The following is a 24,813-nucleotide window of genomic DNA, read 5'->3' on the forward strand; positions in this document are numbered from 1 at the left end:
GTATTGAGGAGCGGTTGCGATGTCCAACAGTGAAAGCTGGGTAGAGGAGATGCGCTCGGCCTCACTTTACCGCGTCATGGCGGAGGTCGAGGACGATCCCGCCAAGATCACCCTGTTCAATGCCCTCGCCCACGCCGCCGAGACCCAGGCGGGCCTGTGGGAAGACAAGATGCGCGCCGCCGGCGAGGCTGTGCCGCAACGACCGCGACCGACCGGGCGGGTGCGCATCATCGCCTGGCTGATCCGGCGCATCGGCCCGCGCGCGATCCGGCCCGCTCTGGCCGCGATGAAGATTCGCGGCCTGTCGGTCTACACGCACCCGGCGCCCAGCCCCGGACATGCCATGCCGACCTCGGTGGAGGAGGTCGGCTACCGCCATTCCAGCCTCGGCCGCGGCGGCAACCTGCGCGCCGCCGTGTTCGGCGTCAACGATGGCCTCGTCTCCAACACCTGCCTGCTTATGGGGGTGGTCGGCGCCGCGCAGGACAGCGGCATCGTCCTGCTGACCGGCATCGCCGGCCTGCTCGCCGGCGCGGCTTCGATGGCGGCCGGCGAATACGTCTCGGTGCGCTCGCAGCGCGAACTGTACGAATACCAGATCGGCCTCGAGCGCGACGAGCTCGCCGAATATCCGCAGGAGGAGGCGGAGGAGCTCGCGCTCATATACCACGCACGCGGCCTCGACCTGACGCAGGCGCGCGCGTTCGCCACCGGCCTGCTTGAGAATCCGGCGGCGGCGCTCGATGCGCTCGCGCGCGAGGAACTCGGTCTCGATCCCGGCTCGCTCGGCTCGCCGCTCGGCGCCGCGGCCTCCTCTTTTGTTTCCTTCGGCGCCGGGGCGCTGCTACCATTGGCGCCGTTTCTGTTAGGGATCGATGGCCGCCCGGTCGCCTGGATGGTCGCAATCAGCCTGGCCGCGCTCTTCACGGTAGGTGCCGCGCTGAGCCTGTTCACCGGCAAAAGCGCGTGGTGGGGCGGATTGCGCATGGCACTGATCGGAGGCGGGGCCGGTGTGGCGACCTACGCCATCGGGCACTGGCTCGGCGCCGCGCTGGCGTAGGCGTTGCCGGCGTCGGCGAGGAGAGGGGATGATCGGGCAGTATCCGGCAATCAAACCGTACGTCACGCACAGTCTGGCGGTGGATACGCTGCACACGCTGTACGTGGAGGAGTGCGGCAATCCGGACGGGCTTCCCGTGCTGTTCGTGCACGGCGGCCCTGGCGCCGGCTGCGAGCCGTGGCACCGCCGCTTCTTCGACCCGGAGGTCTGGCGCATCGTGCTGTTCGACCAGCGCGGATGCGGCCGCTCGACGCCGCACGCCGAACTGCGCGACAACACGACCCAGGACCTGGTGGCCGACATCGAGCGCATCCGCGCGCACCTCGGCATCGAGCGCTGGGCGGTGTTCGGCGGCTCGTGGGGTTCGACCCTAGGGCTGGTCTATGCGGAGACGCATCCGGAGCGCGTGACCGGCCTGATCCTGCGCGGCATCTTCCTGTGCCGGCCGGAGGAGATCCGCTGGTTCTACCAGGAGGGCGCGAGCTGGCTGTTCCCGGATTACTGGGAGGAATACCTGCGCCCGATCCCGGAGGACGAGCGCGGCGACCTCGTCCCCGCCTATTACCGCCGCCTGACCGGCGAGGACGAGATCGCGCGCATGGCCGCCGCCAAGGCGTGGTCGCGCTGGGAGGGCAAGACCTCGAACCTGCTGCCGCGCAAGGAGGTGGTCGACCACTTTTCCGAGCCCTACACCGCGCTCAGCCTCGCCCGCATCGAATGCCACTATTTCATGAACGCGTCCTATCTCGAGCCGGACCAGATCCTGCGCGATGCGCACCGGCTGGCGGACATCCCCGGTGTCATCGTGCACGGGCGCTACGACGCGGTGTGCCCGCTGAAGAATGCATGGGACCTGCACCAGGCCTGGCCGCGCGCCGAGCTGCGCGTGATCCCCGACGCCGGCCACTCCGCGCTCGAACCCGGTATCGTCGACGCGCTGGTGCGCGCGACCGTCGACCTGTCCAGGCGCCTGGCATGATCGCGCTGCTGCAGCGCGTCGCCTCGGCGCGGGTGCAGGTGGACGCTCGCACCGTCGGTGAAATCGGCCGCGGCCTGCTGGTGTTCCTCGCGGTGGAGCGCGGCGACACCGAGGCGCAGGCGGACCGCCTGATCGAGCGCGCGCTGAACTACCGCGTGTTTGCCGACGACGAAGGGCGCATGAACCGCAGCGTGCTCGACACGGGAGGCGAGGCGCTGCTGGTGTCGCAGTTCACGCTCGCGGCGGACACCCGCTCCGGCCTGCGCCCGAGCTTCACCCCGGCGGCGGAACCGGCGGAGGCCCGGCGCCTGTTCGACTACGCCCTCGGGCGCGCGCGCACCCATCCGCTGCGCGTCGCGACCGGCGAATTCGGCGCCGACATGCAGGTCGCGCTGGTCAACGACGGCCCGGTCACCTTCTCCCTGCGCGTCGCGCCAGATAACTGACGTCGGGGACAGATTTATTTATTGAGGTTGGCCTCACGCTGTCAGCACCAAACTAAATCAGTACCGCGAATCGCGTCGTATAATTGACGACGGGGACAGATTAATTTATTCCAAAAAATAAATCTGTCCCCGATGAACAGCGAAAAATAAATCTGTCCCCAGGGAGGCTCCATGGCTGTCTATGCCATCGGCGATGTGCAGGGCTGTCAGCGCGAACTGATGACGCTGCTGTCGCTGCTTGAATTCAATCCTGACACCGACCGGCTGTGGTTCGTCGGTGATCTGGTTAATCGCGGGCCCGATTCGCTCGAGGTGCTGCGCTTCGTCAAGAGCCTGGGCGATCGCGCGGTCACCGTGCTCGGCAACCATGACCTGCACCTGCTGGCGATTGCGACCGGCACGCGCGAGCCGGGTCCGGGTGATACCTTCGGTGACATCCTCGCCGCGCCGGACCGCGCCGAACTGATCGACTGGCTCCGGCGCCTTCCGCTGCTGCATCAGGATGCCGCGCTCGGCTATACCATGATCCACGCCGGTCTGCCGCCGCAGTGGGACCTCGCGCAGGCCGCGGCCCGCGCCGCCGAGGTCGAGGCCGTGCTGTCTTCCGATGATTACGTCGCGTTCCTGCGCGACATGTACGGCGGCAAGCCGGATCGGTGGTCGGAGGACCTGCGCGGCACCGACCGCCTGCGCTTCATCCTCAACTGCTACACGCGCCTGCGCTTCTGCGATGTGCAAGGGCGCATCCACCTGAAGGAGAAGGGTTCGCCGTTCGGACGCGATGACGGCCTGAAACCGTGGTTCGATATCCCCGGTCGCGCCAGCGCGGATCTCAATCTCGTGTTTGGCCACTGGTCGACCCTCGGCCGCTATCACGCCCCCGGCGTCTGCGCGCTCGACTCAGGCTGCGTCTGGGGCGGCGCGCTGACCGCGCTGCGCCTCGACGGCGAGCCGCAGTGGATCAGCCTGCCCTGCGCCGGCTACTGCCGGCCGGGGGAGGAATAAGCCGCAACAAAGCCTGGTCATCCCGTGCGTGGCGCAGCGGAGACTCCGGATCCAGGGTTTAGCTCAGGAGGCTGGTTTCCCGCTTCCGCGGGAATGTCGGAGGCCTGCCCGGCTCCTGGCGGGTTTCCAGCCGCACGTGTTATTTAAATTCGGTGAGCCAGTCGCGCGGCCGCAGGAAATCGCTGTACAGCCGCGCCTCCTCGGTACCCGGCTCGGGATGCCAGTTGTAACGCCACTTCACCAGCGGTGGCAGCGACATCAGGATCGACTCGGTGCGGCCGCCCGACTGCAGGCCGAACAGCGTACCGCGATCGTAGATCAGGTTGAACTCCACGTAGCGCCCGCGCCGGTAGAGCTGGAAGTCGCGCTCGCGCTCGCCGTAGGGTGTCGTCTGCTTGCGGCGCGCGACGATCGGGCGGTAGGCCGCCAGGTAGTGGTCACCGACGCTCTGCATGTAGCCGAAGCAGCGCGCGAAACCCCATTCGTTCAGATCGTCGAAAAACAGCCCGCCGATGCCGCGCGGCTCATTGCGGTGCTTCAGGAAGAAATACTCGTCGCACCATTTCTTGTAGCGCGGATAGACGTCCTCGCCGAAGGAAACACAGGCGGCGCGCGAGATGCGGTGCCAGTGCACCGCGTCCTCCTCGTATCCATAATAAGGAGTCAGGTCGAAGCCGCCGCCGAACCACCAGATCGGCGCCGCGCCTCCTTTCTCGGCGATGAAGAAGCGCACGTTGGCGTGAGAGGTCGGCGCGTAGGGATTCCTCGGATGGATCACCAGCGACACGCCGAGCGCCTCGAAGCGGCGCCCGGCAAGCTCCGGCCGGTGCGCCGTGGCGGAGGCCGGCATGCCCGCGCCCATGACGTGCGAGAAGTTCACGCCCGCCTGCTCGAACACCGCCCCGTTCGCCAGCACCCGGCTGCGCCCGCCGCCGCCCTCCGGTCGTTCCCACGCGTCCTCGACGAAGCGCGCGGACCCGTCTTCGGTCTCGAGTTCGGAGCAGATGCGCGCCTGCAGGCCGAGCAGGTAAGTTTTTACGGCGGCGATGTCGGGCTGGCTCATGGGATACCGTCGGGTTCGTGAACAGAATGTCAGGATTCTAGCGCAGATCGCGGAGGGGACAGATTTGAAATCTGTCCCCGGGCGAATGCTCAGCCCGGCCGGACGACATGGCCGGTCAGCGCGTCGCGGATCTCGCTCGGGCGTTTTCGGGGCCCTACCTTGCCGGTCAGCACGTAATCGAGTTCGGCGCCGAAGTGGCGTTCGACCTGCAGCGCGGTGCGGGCCGCCGGCCGGCGATGGCGGTTGGCGCTGGTGGAGACCAGCGCATAGCCGGCGGCGCGGCACAGCGCGGCGGCAACCGGATGCGCGGTGACACGTATGGCGATGGTCTTGTGCGCGCCGCTCAACCAGTAGGGGACGCCGGGCGCGGCCGGCAGCAGCCAGGTGACAGGGCCGGGCCACGAGTCGCGCACGTGCCGGATGACAGATTTGGACACAGGACCGATGTAGGGCGCGAGCTGTGAAAACTTCGCACCGATCAGGATGAGCCCCTGCGCAAGTGGCCGCTGCTTGATGTCGAGCAGGCGGGACACCGCATCGCCGTCCAGCGGGTCGCAGCCGAGGCCGTACACTGCTTCGGTGGGATAGGCGATGACGCCGCCCGCCCGCACGCTGCGCGCGGCCATGCGCAGTTGCCAATTGCCGCTCATCGCGTCGGTTCCAGCCCGGGGATCATTTCGCCTGCAGCTGTTCCTGCAGGGCGGCGTTCTTCGCGATTATCGACCTGGCGTTGTCGGCGCGTTCCTGTTTCAGTCGTGCGGCGAGCGCGGCGTCGGACAGCGCGATCATCTGCGCGGCGAGGTAGGCGGCGTTCTTCGCGCCGGCCGAGCCGATCGCGACGCAGGCGACCGGGATGCCGCCCGGCATCTGCACCGTGGAGAGCAGCGAGTCCATGCCTTTCAGCGGGCCGGCATCGAGCGGAACGCCGATCACCGGCTTGACCGTGATGGCCGAGACCGCGCCGGCCAGGTGCGCGGCGAGCCCGGCGGCGGCGATGAAGACCGCACAGCCGCGGCGGTCGGCGTCGGCGACGTACTCGTGCGTCTCCTTGGGCGTGCGGTGGGCGGAGGTGACGCGCACCTCGAAGGGGACCTGCAGTTTTTTCAGGGTGTCCAGCGTATTCTGCATCACGGGCAGATCGCTGTCGGAACCCATCAGTACGGCGACAAAGGTCTTGCTCATGGTGGTGTTCTCCTTCTGTGCGGATTCAGCGGTGCGCGCCGGACTCGCGCGCAATGGCGCGGTAGCCGATGTCGGTACGGTAATAGACGTCGCGCCAGTCGATCTGGCGCACGAGCGCGTAGGCGCGGGCCTGCGCCGCGGCGACGGTCTCGCCCAGTGCGCAGGCGCACAGCACGCGGCCGCCGCTGGTGACGATGTCGTCGCCCTGGCGGCGGGTGCCGGCGTGAAACACCTTGGCGTCGGCGGATTCCCGCGCCGGCAGGCCGCGGATCACCTCGCCCTTTGCGCAGGCATCGGGATAGCCGCCGGCGGCAAGGACCACGCCGAGCGCGGGCCGCGGGTCCCATTCGACGGGCTCGGAGTCGAGCCGTCCTTCCACCGCGGCGAGGCACAGCGCAACCAGGTCGGACTTCAGGCGCAGCATGATCGGCTGCGTCTCCGGGTCGCCGAAGCGGCAGTTGAATTCGAGCACCCTGGGCGTGCCGTCGGCGGCGATCATCAGGCCGGCGTAGAGGAAGCCGGTGTAGACGATGCCATCCTGCGCCATGCCGTGCACCGTCGGCAGGATCACCTCGTTCATCACGCGGTCGTGGATCGCGGACGTGACCACCGGCGCCGGCGAATAGGCGCCCATGCCGCCGGTGTTCGGGCCGGTGTCGCCGTTGTCGCGCGCCTTGTGGTCCTGCGACGTGGCCATCGGCAGCACGTGGCCGCCGTCGCACATGACGATGAAGCTCGCCTCCTCGCCGCGCAGGAATTCCTCCACCACCACGCGGTGCCCGGCGTCGCCGAAGGCATTGCCTTCGAGCATGCCGGTCACGGCGGCGATCGCCTCCGGCACGGTGGCGGCGATGATCACGCCCTTGCCGGCGGCCAGCCCGTCGGCCTTGATCACGATCGGCACGCCGGCGCGGCGGATGTAGTCGGTCGCCGCCTTTACCTCGCTGAATACGCCGTAGGCCGCGGTGGGGATGCGGTGGCGGGCGAGGAAATCCTTGCTGAAGGCCTTGGAGCCTTCCAGTTGCGCCGCCGCCTGGCTCGGGCCGAAGCAGCGCAGCCCGGCGGCGCGGAAGGCGTCGACGATGCCGGCGACCAGCGGCTGCTCCGGCCCGACGATGGTAAGCCCGACCTCGTTCGCGCGCGCGAATTCCACCAGGCGGGGGATGTCGACAACGTCGATGTCAATGTTCTCGACATCGGGTTCCAGCGCGGTGCCGGCATTCCCGGGGGCGACGAAGACGGTGTCGGCGAGCGGCGATTGCACGGCCTTCCAGGCCAGCGCATGTTCCCGGCCGCCGCCGCCTATGATCAGGATATTCATCGGATGTACCGGTCTGTTGGTCGTTTACGCGGATGACAGGGCGTAAAGGATACCGTATCCGGCGCGGGCGGGTCATCCCGGGGACGGATTTATCAATCCGTCCTCATCAGATGAGGACAGATTGTAAATCTGTCCCCGCCGCACATTTACCGCAACCCTTATAGCCCCTTAATTCGTTGAGGCAGCAGTGAAATCGGCGTATCATGGAGGCGTCTTTCCGGATTCCACGCTCACCCTACGGCAATGATGTCGCATGCCGGAACCGCTCTATCATAATCCCGTCCTGCGCCGCGCCGGTACCCATGGAGCGGAGATGGTCAGATATCTCCTGTGCGCGTTCACCGTCCTGTTGTATGGACTTCCGGCGGCCGCCGTCGATGTCCGCGATGAGGCCTGGGTCGCCAATGGCCCGATCTATGTGAGCACCGCGGACGCATCCCTTGCCACTCTGTATCTGGGGGGCGATTTCTCTTATGTCGGTCCGGTCACCGGCGCCGGTGCGGGAATCGACCCGGCCGGCACGGGCGCTGCCGATTTCACCTTTCCGCGCGTCAACGGCCCGGTGCACGCGGTGGCGGCCGACGGCAGCGGGGGCTGGTTCATCGGCGGCGAGTTCAGCGCAGCGGGCGGGCAGGCGCGCGCCAATCTCGCGCACATCGATGCGGCCAGGACGGTGACGGCGTGGGCGCCTGTGGCCGATGGCGCGGTGCGTGCGCTCGCGCTCGCGGGCGGGGTGCTGTATGTCGGAGGCGAATTCACCCAGGTTGACGGCGCCGGCCGCGACCGCATCGCGGCGCTTGATGCGGCGGCAGGTAACGTGAGCACGTGGGATCCCGGCGCCGATGCTGCGGTGCTGGCGCTGCTGATCGACGGCGCCGCCGTGTATGCGGGCGGCGAATTCACCCAGATCGGTGGCGCGGCGCGTGGCCGCATCGCGGCGCTCGACACGACGAGCGGAGCCGCCACGGCCTGGGACCCGGATGCGAACGCTGCGGTGCGCGCGCTGACGCTCTCCGGCACGACGCTGTACGCGGGCGGGGACTTCACGCAGATCGGCGGCGCGGCGCGCAACCGCATCGCGGCGCTCGATACGACGGGCGGAACCGCCACGGCCTGGGACCCGGATGCGAACGCTGCGGTGCGCGCGCTGACGCTCTCCGGTACGACGCTGTACGCGGGCGGGGACTTCACGCAGATCGGCGGCGCGGCGCGCAACCGCATCGCGGCGCTCGATACGACGGGCGGAACCGCCGCGGTCTGGGACCCGGCTGCGAACGGCGCGGTGCGCGCGCTGGCGCTCTCCGGGACGAGGCTGTATGCCGGCGGCGACTTCACCGCGATGGGGGGGCTCGCACGCAACCGGCTGGCGGCGCTCGATACCGCCGTCACCAGCGCGATCACCGATTCCGCCTGGGACCCGGGCGCGGGCGGAACGGTCGAGGCGCTCGCCCTCAACGGCGGTGTCCTGTATGCCGGCGGCGACTTCTCTTCCGTGAACGGGGTGACCCGGCGCAATATTGCGGCGCTCGACCTCGCCACCGGCACGGCGACCGCGTGGGATCCGGACGCGGACGGCGCGGTGCGCGCCCTGCAGTTCGGGGCGAATGGAAGCGTGCTTTACGTCGGGGGTGAGTTCAGTGCGATTGCGGGACAGCCCCGTAACCGGCTGGCGGGACTGAATGCCGCCACCGGTGCCGCCACGGTCTGGAATCCCGGTGCCGACGGCGCGGTGTACGCCCTTGCGCTGGCGAACGGCGGGGGCACGATGTACGCGGGCGGGACATTCACCGCCGTGGGCGGGCTCGCGCGCGACTGGCTGGGTGAGGTGTCGATCTCCAACGGGATCGCGACGGCGTGGAACCCGTCGCCCGCGGCCGGCACGGGCGTATATGCCCTGGCGGTCAACGGATTCAGGCTGTATGTCGCGGGAGACTTCGGGGAGATCGACGGCATCGCGCGCGATCGCATCGCGGCATTCGATATGAGCGTGCAGGAGATCCTCGACTGGTCGCCGCAGATCGACGACGGCGCCGTGCGTACGCTGGCATACATCGCAGACAGCGATGTGCTGTACGCGGGCGGCGATTTCACCTCGGTCGGCGGGGCGCCGCAGGTCGGGGTGGTGGCGCTGGATCCCGCGGCGGACGCTGCGCTGGCCTGGAATCCCCGGCTCGACGGCGGTGTGCGCGCATTGTCCCGCTCCTTCGACCGCACGCTGCTCTACATGGGCGGCGAATTCACGACGGCCGCAGGCGTGGCGCGCAATCGGCTCGCCGCGCTCAGCGTCGCGGACGCGACAGTGGACGCGGACTGGATCGTCGCGGCCGACGCGACAGTGCATACGTTTGCTGCGGTCAGCGGCGCGACGGCAGGCGATCACACCCTGTACGCGGGCGGCGCGTTCACCACGATTGACGGCGGTGCGCGCCAGGGCTTGGCCGCGCTCGCGGCCCTGCCGCCTGAGCAGGCGCCGCCCGTGACGACGGCGCTGCCGTCCGGCGGCCTGTACAACAGCGTGACGGCGGCACCCATCGCACTCGTCTGCGACGACGGCGGCGGCTCCGGCTGCGCCACGACCTATTACACAACGGACGGCTCGGAGCCGACCACCGCGTCGGAGGTGTATGCCGACGAGATCCCCCTGGATGCCGACCTGGTGGTGAAATTCTTTTCGATCGATAATGCGGGCAATGCCGGCGCGGTGGTGACCGAGACCTACAGCGTCGAGCTCGGCCCGCCGCTGACCACCGCCAGCCCCGTGACGCGCGTCTTCGATGCCAATTTCATCCGGGTGACGCTGAGCTGCTCCGACGCGGGCAGCGGCTGCGCGGCCACGTACTACACACTCGACGGGAGTCCGCCGACCACCGCCTCCACGCTTTATACCGGCCCGATCACCATCGACGATACGGTGGTGCTGAAGTTCTTTTCGGTCGATGCGGCCGGTAACACCGAGGGTGCCAAGCGTGAGGAATATGCCAGGACACGCGGCGAGGTCGGGGCGTTCGACCTGTACGCAATGCTGGCGCTCGCGGCCTCCCTGCTGCTGCGGGCCGGATGCAGGAGGCCGTCCGGTGTTGCGCGCTGAACACCGGCAGGGCCGCCGCGCGGCGGCCGCCCTGCTGTTCGCGGCCTTGTCCGTGCCGCTGGCGGGCCGCGCCTCCGACTCACCCGATACCGCCTTCGTCGAGGTCAACGCCGCGGCCCTGACCGGCGCGATCCGCAGCGGTTTTCTCTACCTCGGCGGGACATTCACCACCGTCGAGGGTTCGTCGTTTCCGCGCATCGCCAAGATCACTCTGGCGCAGAATCAGTCGGTCGCCACCTGGGCGCCGCAGATGGATGACGTCGTGCGCGCGCTGGTGATCTCCGCGAACGGCAGCAGCGTGTACATCGGCGGCGACTTTACCCAGATCGGCGCGGTCGCGCGCGGCCGGCTCGCGGCGCTGAACGCCGCGGACGGCGGGGTTGTATCGACCTGGAGCGCGAACGGGGAAGGCGACGCGAACGGCAGCGTTCGCGCCCTGGCGCTCTCGCCCGACGGGCGTACGCTGTACCTCGGCGGCGATTTCACCGCGGTCGGCGGCGTCGCGCGCAACCATCTCGCGAGCGTGAACGCCGCCACCGGCGCCGTGCTGCCATGGGATCCCGGCGCCGACGGCACGGTGCGCGCGCTGGCCCTGTCCGCCGACGGCGCCACGCTGTACGCCGGCGGCGATTTCACCACGGCCGGGGGCCAGCCGCGGCAGGGCCTCGCCGCGCTGCAGACCGTGAACGGCAAGGCAACGGAGTGGGATCCCGCGCTGACGGGCGGCGCGGTATTCGACCTGGTGCTTGCGGACGACACGCTGTACGCGGGCGGCAGCTTCAGCCAGATCGGCGGCGCGGCGCGCGGCAACCTCGCTGCGCTCGATACCACGATCGATGCGGACATGGCCACGGACTGGAATCCGGATGTCGACGGCGCGGTGCATGCGCTCGCGCTGTCCGGCGACGGTGCGCGCCTGTACGCCGGCGGCGTATTCGCCGCGGTCAACGGGACTGCCGCGCGGAGCCGCATCGCCGGATTCCGCGCCGACATCGACGGTGCCGACGCCATCGCCTGGGATCCGGGCCTCGACAGCGCGATCACCTCGATCGATTTCCTGATGACGGCCGCGGACGGAGACACCCTGTACGCCGGCGGTGACTTCACCCGCATCGGCGCGACCAACCTCACCGGCATCGCGGCCTTCGGGATCGCCGCGCCGCAGACGGCGGTTGATCCGGAGGGCGGCGGCTACCAGGCGCTCTCCCAGGTCACGCTCACCTGCACCGACCGTTCGGGCGCGGGGTGCGCAGGGATCTACTACACCACCGACGGCAGCGATCCTGCCACGCCGGTCAGCTATACGGCGCCGGTGGACGTGGCGATCGGCGTCGATACCACGCTCAAGTATTTCTCCGTGGACGCGGATGGAAACCGCGAGGGGATGAACACCGCGGTGTACGCCGTCGACACCGCCGCGCCGGTCACCGCCAATTCACTGCCGGGCGGATTGTACGGCAGCGCCGACGTGGAGGACGTCGAGCTGGCCTGCAGCGATGACCACCTCGCGCTCGGCTGCACCACCTATTACACCCTCGACGGCACCGCGCCGACCGCCGCCTCGACCGCCTATGCAGGGGCGATCTCGCTCGCCGGCCTGTTCCCGCCGGCGGATATCGAACCGGACGAAGTCGACCCGCTGCTGCACCTTGCCGGCACCGTCACGCTGAAATATTTCTCCCGGGACGATGCCGGCAACGAGGAGACGGTGCAGACCGTGCTCTATCAGGTCGATCTGTCCGGCCCGCGCGTGGATGTGTCGCACCCCGCCGGAAATTACGCCGGACCGATCGCGGTGACGCTGGCCTGCAACGACGGCACGGGTTCAGGATGCACCGACATGTACTATACGCTGGACGATTCCACGCCATCCGACGGCACCATCACCGACGAGTCGGGCAACGTCATCCCGCAGACCGCGCGCTACACGGATCCGGTCACGATCGCCGCGGGCTCGGTCCTGCGCGTGCTTGCCCTCGACACCGCCGGCAACCGGAGCAGCGGTATCGCCGGGATCTATTCCTTTACCTCGGATACCGGCGCCGACCGCAACAGCGTGGGCGGGCTTGATCTCCTGATGCTGGCGCTGCTGGGCCTGGGAGGGCTGCTGCGTCGTACGGTGAGGCGTGAGGTGTTAAGCGTTAGGAGTGAGATGTAAGGCGTGAGGTGATAGGTGTTAGGAGTAAAGCCTTTTCATTCTTTTCCGCCTCACCCCTCACGCCTGACACCTCACCTGCTCCTAATGGCGGAAGTGCCGCACGCCGGTGAACACCATCGCGATGCCGTGCTCGTCGGCCGCGGCGATGACCTCGTTGTCACGCATCGAGCCACCGGGCTGGATCACTGCCATGATCCCGGTTTCCGCTGCGGCGTCAATGCCGTCGCGGAACGGAAAAAAGGCATCCGACGCCATCACTGAGCCTGCCACTGCCAGCCCGGCGTCGTGGGCCTTGATCCCGGCGATGCGCGCGCTGTAGACGCGGCTCATCTGCCCGGCGCCGACACCGATGGTGCGCTGGTCCTTCGCGTAGACGATCGCGTTCGACTTGACGAACTTCGCCACTTTCCACGCGAACAGCAGGTCGGCGAACTGCGCTTCGGTCGGTGCCAGCTTCGTCACCACCTTCAGCTCGCCGCGGGTCACCACACGGTCATCGGCGGTCTGCATCAGCAGGCCGGAGCCGACGCGCTTGGTATCGATGAAACCTGTCGATGCCGGTGCCGCGGGTATGCGCAGCACGCGCACGTTGGCTTTCTTCTTCGCGTAATCGAGCGCGCCTTCCTCATAGTCCGGCGCGATCAACACCTCGACGAACTGGCGGTCGAGGACGGCCTTCGCAGTCGCTGCGTCCAGCTTCGTATTGAACGCGATGATGCCGCCGAAGGCACTGACCGGATCGGTGGCGTAGGCCGCTTCGTAGGAATCGCCCGGCGCTCTGCCGACGGCGACGCCGCAGGGATTGGCGTGCTTGACGATGACGCAGGCCGGTGCATCGAACTGGCGCACGCACTCCCACGCCGCGTCCGCGTCGGCGATGTTGTTGTAGCTCAGCTCCTTGCCCTGCAGCTGGGCGAAAGTTGCCAGCGAACCCGGCGCCGGGTACAGGTCGCGGTAGAATGCGGCCTGCTGGTGCGGGTTTTCGCCGTAGCGCAGATCCATGATCTTGACGAAGTTGCCGTTGGCCTGAGCCGGGAACTGCGCGCGACGCTGCGCGCCTTCGTCGCTCGGTTCGCCGATGGACGACAGTACGTCGCTGATACGCGCGTCGTACTGGGCGACGCGATTGAAGGCGGCGACGGCCAGGGAATAGCGGGTCTTCGCCGATAGACTGCCGTCGTTGGCGTTGAGTTCGGCGAGCACGCCGGCATACTGCGTCGGGTCGGTGGCGACCGCAACGTGGGCGAAGTTCTTCGCCGCTGCGCGCAGCATTGCCGGGCCGCCGATGTCGATGTTCTCGATGATGTCGTCGAATTTCGCGTGACGGTCGGCGGCGACCTTCCCGAACGGATACAGGTTAAGCACCAGCAGGTCGATCGGTTTGATGCCGTGCTGCATCATCGCCGCATCGTCGGTGCCGCGCCGTCCGAGCAGGCCGCCGTGGATCTTCGGGTGCAGCGTCTTCAGGCGCCCGTCCATCATCTCGGGGAAGCCGGTGTATTGCGAGACTTCCACAACCGGGATGCCGTTGTCCGCGAGCAGGCGCGCCGTGCCGCCGGTCGAGAGGATCTCGACACCGATTTCGCGCAGGCCGCGCGCGAAATCCACCAGTCCGTCCTTGTCGGAGACGCTGATCAGCGCGCGCTTGACGCTTCGCAGGCCGCCGCTCACCGGCCGAGACCGTATTTGGCGAGCTTCTTGCGCAGCGTGCTGCGGTTGAGGCCGAGGATCTGCGCGGCCAGGCTCTGGTTGCCGCGCGTGAACTGCATGACGCTGCGCAGCAGGGGCTGTTCCACCTCGCACAGCACCATTTCATACAGATTGGCCGGCATGTCGCCGTCGAGATCCTTCAGGTAGCGCGTCAATGCGGTTTCGACGGCGCTGGCGAGCGGCTGCTTGCGACGCTCGTCGATGGCGCCGGCGGCGCCTGTCTTTTGCGGCGCCGTGTTCATGCCGCGAGTCCGGCGGTCGCGGCCAGACCGTCGAAGAATTCGCGCGTGAGCGCGAGCTGCTCCGCGGCGGATTCCTCCAGGTTCACGCTCTGGCGGAACACCGCGCCGCCGACCTGGCCCTTACTGTACCAGCCGATGTGCTTGCGCGCGACGCGCGTGCCGACGTGCTCGCCGTAGAAGGCGTAGAGCTGTTCGAGGTGTTCGAGCATGACGTCGCGGATCCACTGCACCGGCGGCTCCGGCAGATGCTCGCCGGTGCGCAGGTAATGCTCGATGGTGCGGAAGATCCACGGCCGGCCCTGGGCGGCGCGACCGATCATGACGGCGTCGGCGTGCGTGTATTCGAGCACATGGCGCGCCTGCTGCGGCGTGCGGATGTCGCCGTTGGCGATGACCGGGATGCTGATCGCGGCCTTGATCGCGGCGATGGTGTCGTACTCGGCCTCGCCGCTGTAGCCGCAGGCGCGCGTACGGCCGTGCACCGCGAGCGCGCGGATGCCGGCTGACTCGGCGATGCGTGCGACGGCGACGCCGTTGCGGTGCTGGCTGTCCCAGCCGGTGCGGATCTTCAGCGTGACCGGCACGTCGACCGCGCCGACCACGGCGTCGAGGATGCGGCCGACCAGGGTTTCGTCGCGCAGCAGGGCGGAGCCCGCCATCACGTTGCAGACCTTTTTCGCCGGGCAGCCCATGTTGACGTCGATGATCTGGGCGCCGTTGTCGACATTGTAGCGCGCCGCGTCCGCCATCATCTGCGGGTCGGCGCCGGCGATCTGCACGGAACGGGGATCGACCTCGCCGGCATGGTCGGCGCGGCGGAGCGTCTTCGCGCTGCCCCACAGCAGGGAATTGCACGACACCATCTCGGAGACGGCCATGCCGGCGCCGAGGCGCTTGCATAACTGGCGGAAGGGCCGGTCGGTCACCCCGGCCATGGGCGCGAGGATCAGGTTGTTGTTCAGCCTGTACGGACCGATTTGCATAAGTTAACTAATTCATTTTCTTGAGAAACACCGCAGAACTGCGGTATGCGCGCGGCAGCCGGTAAAACGAGACCGACCATGATACTTGCTCGGCAGGCGCGGATAAAGACGCGCGTGAAAAAATAATCAGCGCAACAGGAATTCGAAGTTGACCGCGTCCGGACCGGGATCCACGATATCGATCATCGTCTGCACCGGCTGACGTACCGGCATGCCCAGGGCCGGGTTGACGGTGACTGACAGGTATTCCTGCGGCGTGAAACGGCGCCGTGCCAGGAGCCGGTCGCGGACGTCGAAAAAGCTGAGCTGGATGATCGGGTAGGCCTGCACGTGGGCCGCCTCGTTTTCCAGAGTCAGCATCACCCTGAGCGCCCCTTCCGTCTCCGGATGCCGGCGGATGTCGCGCCCCGCGATGCGCACGCGTGCGGGGTCGCGCAGCAGCGGGATTTCGCACTGCGCGTAGGTACATAGCGTCTCCAGCCACGGGCGCAGCGCGCTGTGGCGGGCGAGATCCTCGCGCATGAAATAGGCGTACTGGACGAGGAGCGCGCCGACGAGCACGAGGATGCCCACGGACCATGTCAGGGTCGCGAAGGGACTGTGTGTTGCGGATGCCGCGGCCGTGGCGACATGTGCGCGCGGTCCGAGGGTGGCACGCTCCTCGGGGCTGATCTGCAGGCGGTACTGCGGCCGCGGCGCGGATTCGGGCGGGGCGTATTCAGCCGGAGCGGGTTCAGGCAGGGCCGACTCGGGCATGGCGGCGATCACCGGCGTTGCCGCGGGGTGGAATTCGCGCCCGCAGTATTCGCACAGCATGACGGCGCTGCCGTCGCCGACATCGACGGCGTTATGGCAATGGGGGCAGGTTGCGAGCATCGGTCGGTTTTCCGCGTACGGCCTCGAGCTGAGGCTGCATTATACGGGAAGGGTGGGTGAAATCCGATGGCGCCGTGACCACGCTGCGGCGGCGCGCGTCGCGGGGACAGATTTATTTACACCGTCCCCCTCCGGCATGGCTCAGCGCCGTGTCCCGGCGAGGCGCGTCCAGTCGCCGCGCCGTTCCACCGGTTCCATGGCGAAGGCTCCCTCGTAGGCGGCGCCGACCTCCGCCGCCTGGCTGTGCAGGATGCCGGACAGCACGAGGCGGCCTCCCGTTCGCAGCAGCGCGGCGAAGCGCGGCGCGAGTGTGATCAGGGGTCCGGCCAGGATGTTCGCCACGATGCAGTCGACGGGACGGTCAGGCAGGCGCGCCGGCTCAACCCCGCTCACGCGATCGGCGACTTCGTTCTTGCCAGCGTTCTCCCCCGTCGCGTACAGCGCCTGGGGATCGATGTCGACGGCCCAGACATGTCCGGCGCCGAGCCTGGCCGCCGCCACCGCGAGGATGCCGGATCCGCAGCCGTAATCGATCATCTCCCAGCCGGGGCGAAGGTGCCGGTCGAGCCATTCCAGGCACAGCGCGGTGGTCTCGTGGGTCCCGGTCCCGAAGGCGAGACCGGGATCGAGCGTGACGATGACCGCATCCGCCGCGGGATCGGCCGGGGACTGGCTGGTAGGACAGATCCACAGGCGGCCGCCGAAGCGCATCGGATGGAACCGATCCAGCCAGACCCGCACCCAGTCGCGCTCCTGCAGGCGCCTCACGCGGCAGGCAGGCGCTTCAGGCAGCGCAAGCGACTGCTGCAGCGCGCGCAGCACCGCGGGGATGTCGGTCTCCGGCGCGAATAATCCCACCACCGCGGTCCGCGGCCACAGCGTGGTGGCGCCCGGGGCGGGTTCGAACACCGGATCGTCGGCCTCGTCTTCGAGCGTCACCGCGAGCGCGCCGGCGGCGGTGAGGTGCTCGGCGAGCTGTTCCGCCGTCGCGGCGTTCGCGGTCAATTCAAGCTGCAGCCAGTCGCGTTCAGTCATGTTTCAGTCCGGCAGTCTGTCAAAACGGCGTTCGGGACGGCCGGCGGGGGAACCCGCGGGGCGTGCCGTCCGTGTCATCATGAGATGCGCGCGGCGATGTCGGTATACCCTGTACCCGACCTTGCGTCGCGCGCGCGCGCAGGCTAAGGTAGACACGGACCGGCGCTATTATAAAGGCGGGAAGCCCGATCGGCTTCACAACATGCGGAAGCCGGCGCCCGCTATGCTGGCGCGCAGCCGCTGAGGAGAACTGCCCATGCTCAAATCCATGCACCGCATCGCGCTGGCCGCCGTGACGCTGCTGTCCGGCACCGGCGCCGCCGTGGCCGCCGACAATGATCTCGTATTGCAGCCCATGTCACAGGGCACCTTCAACACGCTGGTGGACGAGCTCGGCATGGCGGCGGCCTATGCGCCGTTCTCGCCCGCCGAGACCCTCGGCGTGACCGGGTTCGAGCTGGGTGCGTCGGTCACCATGGTCAAGATCGACGATTCGGTGTGGAACGAGGCCTTGAGCGATGCCGATGCCCCGTCGCTGCTGCCGGTGCCGCGCCTGATGGTGCGCAAGGGCCTGCCGCTGGGCATCGACATCGGCGCCAGCTACACCAGCGTGCCGGACAGCAACGTCACCATCGTCGGCGGCGAGCTGCGCAAATCCCTCATCGAGGGGACCACCGCGGTGCCGGCGGTATCCGTGCTGGGACATTTCAGCAATCTGAGCGGGGTGGACGACCTGGATCTTTCCACCTACGGCATCGATCTCGGCATCAGCAAGGGTTTCGCCATGTTCACCCCCTACGGCGGCATCGGGCAGGTGTGGTATGAGGGCACCGAGCACGCCGGACTCTCGCTCGATCCGCGCGACACCTCGGAGACGCGCGGGTATCTGGGCATGCGCGTCGGTTTCCTGCCTTTCATGAACCTGACCGCCCAGGCGGACTTCACCTCGGCGGTCAGCAGCTACACCCTCCGCCTCAACCTGGGTTTCTAAGAGCATAGGGACAGATTTCAAATCTGTCCCTATACCCTACATTTATAATTGCCTATTATAACCTTCCCGTGGACGACCCGAATCCGTTCCCGGGTCCTCCACCCCGTGTCGCCCGCCGGTATGCCTCCTTCACCACGGAATACTGGTACACTATGCGCCTTCGATATGGACACGCTATGCGCGGCGCCACGGCCCTGTAACCCTGGACGCCGCCCGGGTTCTGCCTCATGACCAAGATAATCCCGATCGTTCCGGCACATAAGATCACGCCCGAGAACAAGTGCGGCTTCTGCACCAACTCCAAGTGCTGCACGTATCTGACCCAGCAGGTCCCCACGCCGCGCTCCAAGAGTGATTTCGACCATTTGCTGTGGCAGATATCGCATCAGAACGTGCAGGTCTACAAGGACGAGGACGGCTGGTACCTCCTGGTCAACAACAAGTGCCTGCACCTGCAGCCGGGGGGGCGCTGCGGCATCTACGAGACCCGCCCGCAGGTCTGCCGCGAATACTCCAACGACTACTGCGAATTCGATTCGTCGGCCGAGGAAGGCTTCGAGCTGTTCTTCGACGGCTATGCCGCGCTGCTGAAATACTGCCGCAAGCGTTTCAAGAACTGGGACCGCAGGGCGAAGAGCTGAGGGGCCGGGGCGCCGTTTTCCCCCTCACACGCGATCGCGTGCCGCCGCATGCCGGGGAGGCAGGATGTCGCGAAAGCTGCGCAGCGCGGGAAAGTCCTCCGTCAGCTTCGGCCCGCCGCGCGAATCGGGCGTGCGCACGGCGAGCAGCTGCGCGATGCCGTAGGCGCGCGCAGATTTCAGCACCGACAGGTTGTCGTCGATCAGCAGGGCATGCGCCGCCTCGAATGCCTCGATACGCTGCAGATGCCCCCAGAATGCGTGGTTTTCCTTCGGGATGCCGATGGTGTGGGCGCTGATCACCGCGTCCAGGTGGCCGCCGAGCCGGGTGCGCTGCATCTTGAGCTCGAGGCTCTTGTGATGGGCGTTGGTGACCAGCACGGCGCGCCGGCCGCTCGCGCGCACGGCGTCGATGAAGTCCGTGACATGGGGATGGACCGCGATCAGGTGCGCGACCTCGAGCTTGAGCAGGGTGATGTCCAGGTCGAGCTCCCGGCTCCAGAAGTCCACGCAGTACCAGTCCAGCGTGCCCTGCGCCGATGTGAACCGCGCATGCAGCAGGGCCTTGGCCGAGTCGAGATCGAGGCCGTGTTTTTCAGCGTAGCGTCGCGGCAGGTGCTCCTGCCAGAAATGGTTGTCGTAATAGAGATCCAGCAATGTGCCGTCCATGTCGAGCAGCACGGTACGGACTTTTTCCCAGTCGATCATAGGTTTCGCGGCCATGGGTGATTATATGCACGCGCGCGTGGGGTTTTGCTCCTGCGGCGGTATAATCGGCAGTCTACCATGCGCGAGAAACCCCGGATCATAAGCAGCGAGACCGTCGCCACCACGCGGATCTTCCGCATCGAACAGCTCGACCTGAGGTTTTCGAACGGCGTGTGCGTCAGTTACGAGCGGCTGCAGAGCGGCTCGGGCGGGGCTGTGCTCGTGATCCCGATGGTCGATAACGATACCGTGCTGCTGATCCGGGAGTACGCCGCCGGCATGCACCGCTACGAGCTGGCCCTGCCCAAGGGACGGATCGAGGAGGGCGAGGACCTGCTCGAGGCGGCCAACCGCGAGCTGATGGAGGAGGTCGGGCAGGGGGCGCGCCGGCTGCGGCATATCTCCTCGGTGACGATCGCGCCGGGCTATATCGGCCACGTCACCCACCTGGTGCTGGCGCAGGACCTCTACGAGCAGCGCATCGCGGGCGACGAGCCCGAGGAGATCGAGGTGGTGCCATGGCAACTGAGCCGGCTCAACGAGCTGATCGCCCGCGAGGACTGCACCGAGGCGCGCAGCATCGCCGCGCTGTTCATGGCGCGGGAACTTTTAACTGAGGAAGCGAAGGGTTAACGGGCAATGACGAACACGGACAAGATGACGAGCGCCGATCTGCGGAAGCTGATCGCGCCGGTGGTGGAGATCGCGCGGACGGCGGGGGCGAAGATCGTCGAGATCTACAACCGCGGGTTCAGCGTCGAGCACAAGGAGGACAAGTCCCCGCTCACGGAGGCGGACATGGCCGCGCACCACGCCATCGTCGCGGGACTCTCCGCGCTGACGCCGGAGCTGCCGGTGCTGTCGGAGGAATCGGCCGCGCTGCCCTTCGCCGAGCGCGCCGCATGGCGCCGTTACTGGCTGGTGGATCCGCTCGACGGCACGCGCGAGTTCGTCAAGCGCAACGGCGAGTTCACCGTCAACATCGCGCTGATCGAGAACCATGAGCCGGTGCTCGGCGTGATCCTGGTACCGGTCACCGGCCTGTGCTACTACGCAGCGCGCGGCGGCGGCGCCTTTCTCCAGCGGCCAGGGGACCAGGCGGCCGCGATCCGCGTGCGCCTGCTCGACCTGGCCCATGTCATCGTCGCGGGCAGCCGCTCGCACGCCGGCGGCACGCTGGCCGGCTTCCTGGCGAACATCGGCAGCCACGAACTGATCAGCATGGGCAGCTCGCTCAAGTCCTGCCTGGTGGCCGAAGGCCGCGCCGACGTGTACCCGCGCCTGGGTCCGACCTCCGAATGGGACACCGCGGCCGCGCACTGCATCGTCGAGGAGGCCGGCGGCCGTGTCACCGACACCGCCATGCGCCCGCTGCGCTATAACACCAAGGAATCGCTGCTCAACCCCGACTTCTTTGTCTCCGGCGATCCCGCCCACGACTGGTCGCGCTACCTGCCTCCGGCGGAACCGCGGTAAGAGGGGACAGATTTCTCAATCTGTCCCCGGGAAAGTATAACCGCCGCAAACGGGGACGGATTTTCAAATCCGTCCCCGCGAACCTGTGCAACAGCACGCCAAAGCTCGACAAAACATTCAAGGAGTCGCCCCGTGACCAATGCCCGCTGGATATTCGCAAGCCTGCTGTTGCTGCCGTTCGCCGTCCACGCCGCCGGCATGAAGGTCGAGCCCGGCCAGTGGGAGTTCCGCAGCACGTCCAATCTGCCCATGATGCTGGGCAAGCCGCCGGCGGTGACGACGCGCTGCCTGAACGCGGGCGAGGTCTCGCCCGACACCTTCCTGAAGGACGTGCAGATCGAGGGCTGCGCGGTGGTGGAATCGCGCGCCGATGCCGCGTCGCTGCACTGGAAGCTGAGCTGCAGGCAATCGGGCGGCGCGTTCACCGGCGCGGCCGACTTCACCTCCACCGGCAGCGCGGTGCGCGGCGTGCTGAAGGTGACGCTGCCGGCCGCGATCATGCCGCTGGATTTCGAGCAGGAGTGGGAAGGCCGCCGTCTCGGTGCCTGTCAGTAGGGATTCATTCGAAGCCGCGCCCCACGATCCGGAGCCGGCATGTTTACCGCTGACGCTGGATAAAACCCCGCCGCTCCCCGTCCCGGAGCGGCGGTTTCGTTTCCGGGATCCCGCTTACGCGACGTCGGACGTGCAGTGCGGGCAGCGCGTCGCCTTGATCGGGATGGCGCTGAAGCAGCGCGGGCAGTCCTTGGTGGTCGGCGCCGCGGCGGGGGCCTTCTCCTCGCGGCGCAGACGGTTGATGCTGGTGATGAGCATGAACACCGCGAAGGCGACGATCAGGAAGCTGATCACCGAATTGATGAACAGTCCGTAGTTGAGCGTCACCGCGCCGGCCGCCTTCGCGGCCGCGGTCGAGGCATACGGACCGGCCACCGTGGCGCCTTCCTTCAGCGTGACGAACAGATCGGAGAAATCCACCCCGCCCACCAGCAGTCCGATCGGCGGCATGATGACGTCGTCGACCATGCTCTTGACGATGGTGCCGAAGGCGCCGCCGATGATGATACCGACGGCCATGTCGACGACATTGCCGCGCATCGCGAATTCCTTGAACTCCTTTAACATGGCGTGTGCTCCTTCTTGTTGTTGCCGTTGGTCCAGGTAAACAGGTCCAGGGAAGCCCTGATTGATTTCTGTAACGTCATCCCCGAAAGCGGGGGTCCAGTAAGCCGCTGAATTGAAAGCCCTGGATTCCGGGCCTACGCCCCGTTCCGCCCGGAATGACGAACTGATCAGAGGTTCCCTTATCGCTGGCGGCAGTTTACCGCCAAATGCCATGACTGTGGTAGTGGTTAAAGCGGCACGGTTGCGGTGGGAATGGTGCAATCATCGAATAACCCAGATTCTGTCTCATACTATTCTGATACGTTAGTTTTCCAGTCGGCGTTATCCGTCGAATATCCATTTTTATCATCTATCCTGTTAATGCCCCTTGATGATAAACAGGGTAATAGACATTGATGCGAGTTGAGTATAAAACTTGTGTGTTATAAAGCAAAATTTGTAAATCTGTTCACTGTTATGTGGCGTTAGGGCTGAAGATTTACGAATGTGAATTCGCAGGATAGATGCTCGGAATATCAGATGACTATAACGACTAATCTACCAAATAGGGTTCGAAACACTCAGCTGCCATACTCCCAAGGGCTGATGCCGCTATTTGAGGCTGTACAGAACTCTATCCATTCCATCGACGAAGCAAAAGGTGCAAATGGCGGTGGGCGCATCCGTATAGTTGTAAAGCGGAACCCTCAATATACGTTGCCCCAGAAAGATACGGCACCAAAACGAGGCCCAGATTCTCTTCCGGAAATAATGGGATTCGAGATTATTGACGATGGCGCAGGCTTTAACGATAAAAATTTTGAATCTTTTGAAACGCTCGATAGCGATCTCAAGGCGTCGATCGGTGGTCGAGGAGTCGGTCGACTTCTATGGCTGAAAGCGTTTAAGAATGCATCAGTCAGGAGCGTCTATCTCGATAAATCAGGGTCAAGAATGCGGCGCCAGTTCAATTTTACGGCAAAACTGGGAGTCGTAAGTGGCGAACCGATTGCAGTAGGAGACGATGAGCCAATTGCGACGACTGTGGCGCTAAACGATTTTGATGAGCGATACAGAAATGCGTCGCGAAACACTGGTGAGGCAATCGCGAATCTACTATTCCAGCACTGCTTGTGGTATTTCGTTCGAGCAGGTGGGGGCCCAAGTATTGTCGTTCAAGACGGTGAGTCAGTCATCAGATTGGACGATGTTTATGAGGCACATATGCACTCGTCAACGCAAACGGAAAGTCTTACTTTAAAGAATATCTCTTTTGAGTTGCTACATATAAAGTTGCGTGCAGCTCATGCGCAGTCCCATAGAATCGGTTGGTGCGCTGCTAATCGTCTCGTTAAAGAAGACGGCATTACTTCGAAGATTCCAGGGCTGTTCGGAAAACTTGGTGAAGAAGAAAGTCCATTTATATACATGTGTTATGTGAGTTCACCATATCTGGATGAGCGCGTCCGGCCAGAACGCACTGACTTTCTCTGGAGCAATCTTCTGCTGGTGATACGTTGCTCTCCAAGACAGAATTTACACTTGACGAATTGTCGAAAGAAATACTCGCGCGTATCAGTATTTATCTTGAGCCTTACTTAACTGTGAAGCGCGAAGCGGGCTTAAAGCGGATCAATCAGTTCGTGGTAGAGGTGCAACCGCGATATCGCGCCATTTTGGAGTACGTTCCAGACGAGGAAAAATACGTCGATCCAGAGATCTCGGATAAGGATCTCGACCTTCTATTGCATAAATACCGATCTGAGAAGGAGCGCGAGCTGATTTCGGAAGGGCACAAAATAATGCAGCCTTCCGAAAGTGAAAACCTATTTCAATATGAGTCTCGCGTAAAAGATTATCTGAAGCTGGCGGATGACATAAAGAAATCCGATTTGGCGGAATATGTCTCACATAGAAAAGTGATACTCGATCTTCTCGGTGTTGCAATAGCACAGCAAGATAATGGTAAGTATTCTAAAGAAGAACTAATTCACGACATGATCATGCCTCTTAGGAAAACATCCAATTCGGTAGAATTCGAGCGAAATAATCTATGGCTGATAAACGAACGACTAGCCTTCCACGACTTTCTTTCCTCAGATACAACGCTGAAGGCGATTCCGATCACTGATTCAGTTGACACCAAAGAGCCGGATGTTGTAGCCCTGAATGTTTACGATGAGCCGCTGCTCATTGCGGAAGGGAAAACATTACCGCTGGCATCTATTGTTGTTGTTGAACTTAAACGACCAATGAGAAATGACGCTAAAGCAGGTGAGGCACATGATCCTATTGAGCAGGCGCTTGGGTATTTGGATCGGATTCGTAAGGGCGGCGTACTTACGTCGTCTGGACGGCCTATTCCAAATTCGCCAGATATTCCAGGATTTTGCTATATAGTTTGCGATCTTACATCTAGTGTAAGGAGGCGCTGCGATTTGGCTGGTCTAACTGTCACTAGCGATTACCTTGGATATTTCGGGTTCAACCAGAATTACAAAGCGTATATTGAAGTAATCTCTTTTGACCAACTGCTGAGGGGTGGGCGCGAACGAAATCGTGCATTTTTTGATCGTCTTGGTCTTCCAAATAACTAGCGAGAAATCGCCACACAAAAATGTTGCAGAAAGCGTATCCCAGAGGGAATCAAATGGAATCCGGGATAAACAAAGATGATTAAACCCTTCCCGGATTCCGCTAGCGCTGCATCCGGGCTACATTTGATTTTCGGCATGGCTGAGGGGTAATACG

At 65.3% G+C, this 24,813-nt stretch carries 22 protein-coding genes and 1 pseudogene; 12 read left to right on the top strand and 11 right to left on the bottom strand.

From position 1 onward, the window contains the following. The first annotated feature begins 19 nt into the window (after positions 1–19). The 4 genes from IPK65_14370 (at position 20) to IPK65_14385 (ending at position 3,490) form a co-directional block, all read left to right on the top strand. Complete coding sequence (locus IPK65_14370) at positions 20–1,060, top strand: VIT1/CCC1 transporter family protein (GenBank protein MBK8164271.1); 1,041 nt, start codon at positions 20–22, stop codon at positions 1,058–1,060. A 28-nt stretch (positions 1,061–1,088) separates the two neighbouring features. Continuing rightward, complete coding sequence (pip, locus tag IPK65_14375; GenBank protein MBK8164272.1) at positions 1,089–2,039, top strand: prolyl aminopeptidase; 951 nt, start codon at positions 1,089–1,091, stop codon at positions 2,037–2,039. Further along, positions 2,036–2,485: a D-tyrosyl-tRNA(Tyr) deacylase gene (locus tag IPK65_14380; protein MBK8164273.1), complete on the top strand. Its 450-nt coding sequence runs from the start codon at positions 2,036–2,038 to the stop codon at positions 2,483–2,485. Before pip ends, IPK65_14380 begins: the two co-directional genes overlap by 4 nt. A 171-nt stretch (positions 2,486–2,656) precedes the next feature. Continuing rightward, entirely contained in the window at positions 2,657–3,490 is an 834-nt protein-coding gene (locus tag IPK65_14385) for a symmetrical bis(5'-nucleosyl)-tetraphosphatase (protein MBK8164274.1), read from the top strand. A 139-nt stretch (positions 3,491–3,629) separates the two neighbouring features. On the opposite strand, the gene hemF is transcribed toward IPK65_14385, so the two are convergent. The 4 genes from hemF to purD form a co-directional block, all read right to left on the bottom strand. Further along, on the bottom strand, positions 3,630–4,553 hold the full coding sequence (gene hemF / locus IPK65_14390; GenBank protein MBK8164275.1) for an oxygen-dependent coproporphyrinogen oxidase: 924 nt from the start codon (positions 4,551–4,553) through the stop codon (positions 3,630–3,632). 89 nt (positions 4,554–4,642) lie between these two features. Beyond that, positions 4,643–5,203, bottom strand: coding sequence for a Sua5/YciO/YrdC/YwlC family protein (locus IPK65_14395; GenBank protein MBK8164276.1), 561 nt, complete (start codon positions 5,201–5,203; stop codon positions 4,643–4,645). A gap of 22 nt (positions 5,204–5,225) precedes the next feature. Next, on the bottom strand, positions 5,226–5,735 hold the full coding sequence (gene purE, locus IPK65_14400) for a 5-(carboxyamino)imidazole ribonucleotide mutase (GenBank protein ID MBK8164277.1): 510 nt from the start codon (positions 5,733–5,735) through the stop codon (positions 5,226–5,228). A 25-nt stretch (positions 5,736–5,760) separates the two neighbouring features. After that, on the bottom strand, positions 5,761–7,056 hold the full coding sequence (gene purD / locus IPK65_14405; GenBank protein MBK8164278.1) for a phosphoribosylamine--glycine ligase: 1,296 nt from the start codon (positions 7,054–7,056) through the stop codon (positions 5,761–5,763). 253 nt (positions 7,057–7,309) lie between these two features. Between purD and IPK65_14410 the strand changes: the two genes are divergently transcribed. Continuing rightward, positions 7,310–10,144 (top strand): chitobiase/beta-hexosaminidase C-terminal domain-containing protein, encoded by a 2,835-nt coding sequence (locus IPK65_14410; GenBank protein ID MBK8164279.1) that lies wholly within the window; start codon positions 7,310–7,312, stop codon positions 10,142–10,144. Beyond that, on the top strand, positions 10,131–12,302 hold the full coding sequence (locus IPK65_14415; GenBank protein ID MBK8164280.1) for a chitobiase/beta-hexosaminidase C-terminal domain-containing protein: 2,172 nt from the start codon (positions 10,131–10,133) through the stop codon (positions 12,300–12,302). Before IPK65_14410 ends, IPK65_14415 begins: the two co-directional genes overlap by 14 nt. An 81-nt stretch (positions 12,303–12,383) precedes the next feature. Here IPK65_14415 and purH read toward each other — a convergent pair whose 3' ends face one another. The 5 genes from purH to prmA all read right to left on the bottom strand — a co-directional run bounded on the left by purH (position 12,384) and on the right by prmA (position 17,148). Then, positions 12,384–13,973, bottom strand: coding sequence for a bifunctional phosphoribosylaminoimidazolecarboxamide formyltransferase/IMP cyclohydrolase (gene purH / locus IPK65_14420; GenBank protein MBK8164281.1), 1,590 nt, complete (start codon positions 13,971–13,973; stop codon positions 12,384–12,386). After that, positions 13,970–14,254, bottom strand: coding sequence for a DNA-binding transcriptional regulator Fis (fis, locus tag IPK65_14425; protein MBK8164282.1), 285 nt, complete (start codon positions 14,252–14,254; stop codon positions 13,970–13,972). Before fis ends, purH begins: the two co-directional genes overlap by 4 nt. Next, positions 14,251–15,237 (bottom strand): tRNA dihydrouridine synthase DusB, encoded by a 987-nt coding sequence (dusB, locus tag IPK65_14430; protein MBK8164283.1) that lies wholly within the window; start codon positions 15,235–15,237, stop codon positions 14,251–14,253. Before dusB ends, fis begins: the two co-directional genes overlap by 4 nt. Positions 15,238–15,363: 126 nt before the next feature. Then, positions 15,364–16,113, bottom strand: a complete 750-nt coding sequence (locus tag IPK65_14435) for a DUF3426 domain-containing protein (GenBank protein MBK8164284.1) — start codon at positions 16,111–16,113, stop codon at positions 15,364–15,366. A 141-nt stretch (positions 16,114–16,254) separates the two neighbouring features. Next, positions 16,255–17,148: a 50S ribosomal protein L11 methyltransferase gene (prmA, locus tag IPK65_14440; GenBank protein ID MBK8164285.1), complete on the bottom strand. Its 894-nt coding sequence runs from the start codon at positions 17,146–17,148 to the stop codon at positions 16,255–16,257. Between the two features lie 256 nt (positions 17,149–17,404). On the opposite strand from prmA, the gene IPK65_14445 reads away from it, so the two are divergent. Both IPK65_14445 and IPK65_14450 read left to right on the top strand, forming a co-directional pair. Next, positions 17,405–18,139 carry a hypothetical protein gene (locus tag IPK65_14445; protein MBK8164286.1) on the top strand — a complete coding sequence of 245 codons (735 nt, stop codon included), beginning with the start codon at positions 17,405–17,407 and terminating at the stop codon, positions 18,137–18,139. A gap of 227 nt (positions 18,140–18,366) precedes the next feature. Continuing rightward, the gene (locus IPK65_14450) at positions 18,367–18,780 is read left to right on the top strand and encodes a YkgJ family cysteine cluster protein (GenBank protein ID MBK8164287.1); all 414 of its coding nucleotides are present in this window, start codon (positions 18,367–18,369) and stop codon (positions 18,778–18,780) included. Positions 18,781–18,804: 24 nt separating this feature from the next. Here the strand turns inward: IPK65_14450 and yrfG are convergent, their stop codons facing one another. Further along, entirely contained in the window at positions 18,805–19,485 is a 681-nt protein-coding gene (gene yrfG, locus IPK65_14455) for a GMP/IMP nucleotidase (GenBank protein MBK8164288.1), read from the bottom strand. A 78-nt stretch (positions 19,486–19,563) separates the two neighbouring features. Between yrfG and nudE the strand changes: the two genes are divergently transcribed. The 3 genes from nudE to IPK65_14470 all read left to right on the top strand — a co-directional run bounded on the left by nudE (position 19,564) and on the right by IPK65_14470 (position 21,516). After that, positions 19,564–20,118, top strand: a complete 555-nt coding sequence (gene nudE, locus IPK65_14460; GenBank protein ID MBK8164289.1) for an ADP compounds hydrolase NudE — start codon at positions 19,564–19,566, stop codon at positions 20,116–20,118. 24 nt (positions 20,119–20,142) lie between these two features. Further along, complete coding sequence (gene cysQ, locus IPK65_14465) at positions 20,143–20,961, top strand: 3'(2'),5'-bisphosphate nucleotidase CysQ (protein ID MBK8164290.1); 819 nt, start codon at positions 20,143–20,145, stop codon at positions 20,959–20,961. 132 nt (positions 20,962–21,093) lie between these two features. Beyond that, on the top strand, positions 21,094–21,516 hold the full coding sequence (locus IPK65_14470; protein ID MBK8164291.1) for a DUF3617 family protein: 423 nt from the start codon (positions 21,094–21,096) through the stop codon (positions 21,514–21,516). 114 nt (positions 21,517–21,630) lie between these two features. On the opposite strand, the gene mscL is transcribed toward IPK65_14470, so the two are convergent. Continuing rightward, positions 21,631–22,083 carry a large-conductance mechanosensitive channel protein MscL gene (gene mscL, locus IPK65_14475; protein MBK8164292.1) on the bottom strand — a complete coding sequence of 151 codons (453 nt, stop codon included), beginning with the start codon at positions 22,081–22,083 and terminating at the stop codon, positions 21,631–21,633. Positions 22,084–22,602: 519 nt separating this feature from the next. On the opposite strand from mscL, the pseudogene IPK65_14480 reads away from it, so the two are divergent. Beyond that, positions 22,603–24,659: pseudogene (locus IPK65_14480) on the top strand (ATP-binding protein). The last annotated feature ends 154 nt before the right edge of the window (positions 24,660–24,813 follow it).

Source organism: Gammaproteobacteria bacterium (genome assembly GCA_016712635.1).
In the GTDB taxonomy this organism is placed as follows: domain Bacteria; phylum Pseudomonadota; class Gammaproteobacteria; order SZUA-140; family SZUA-140; genus JADJWH01.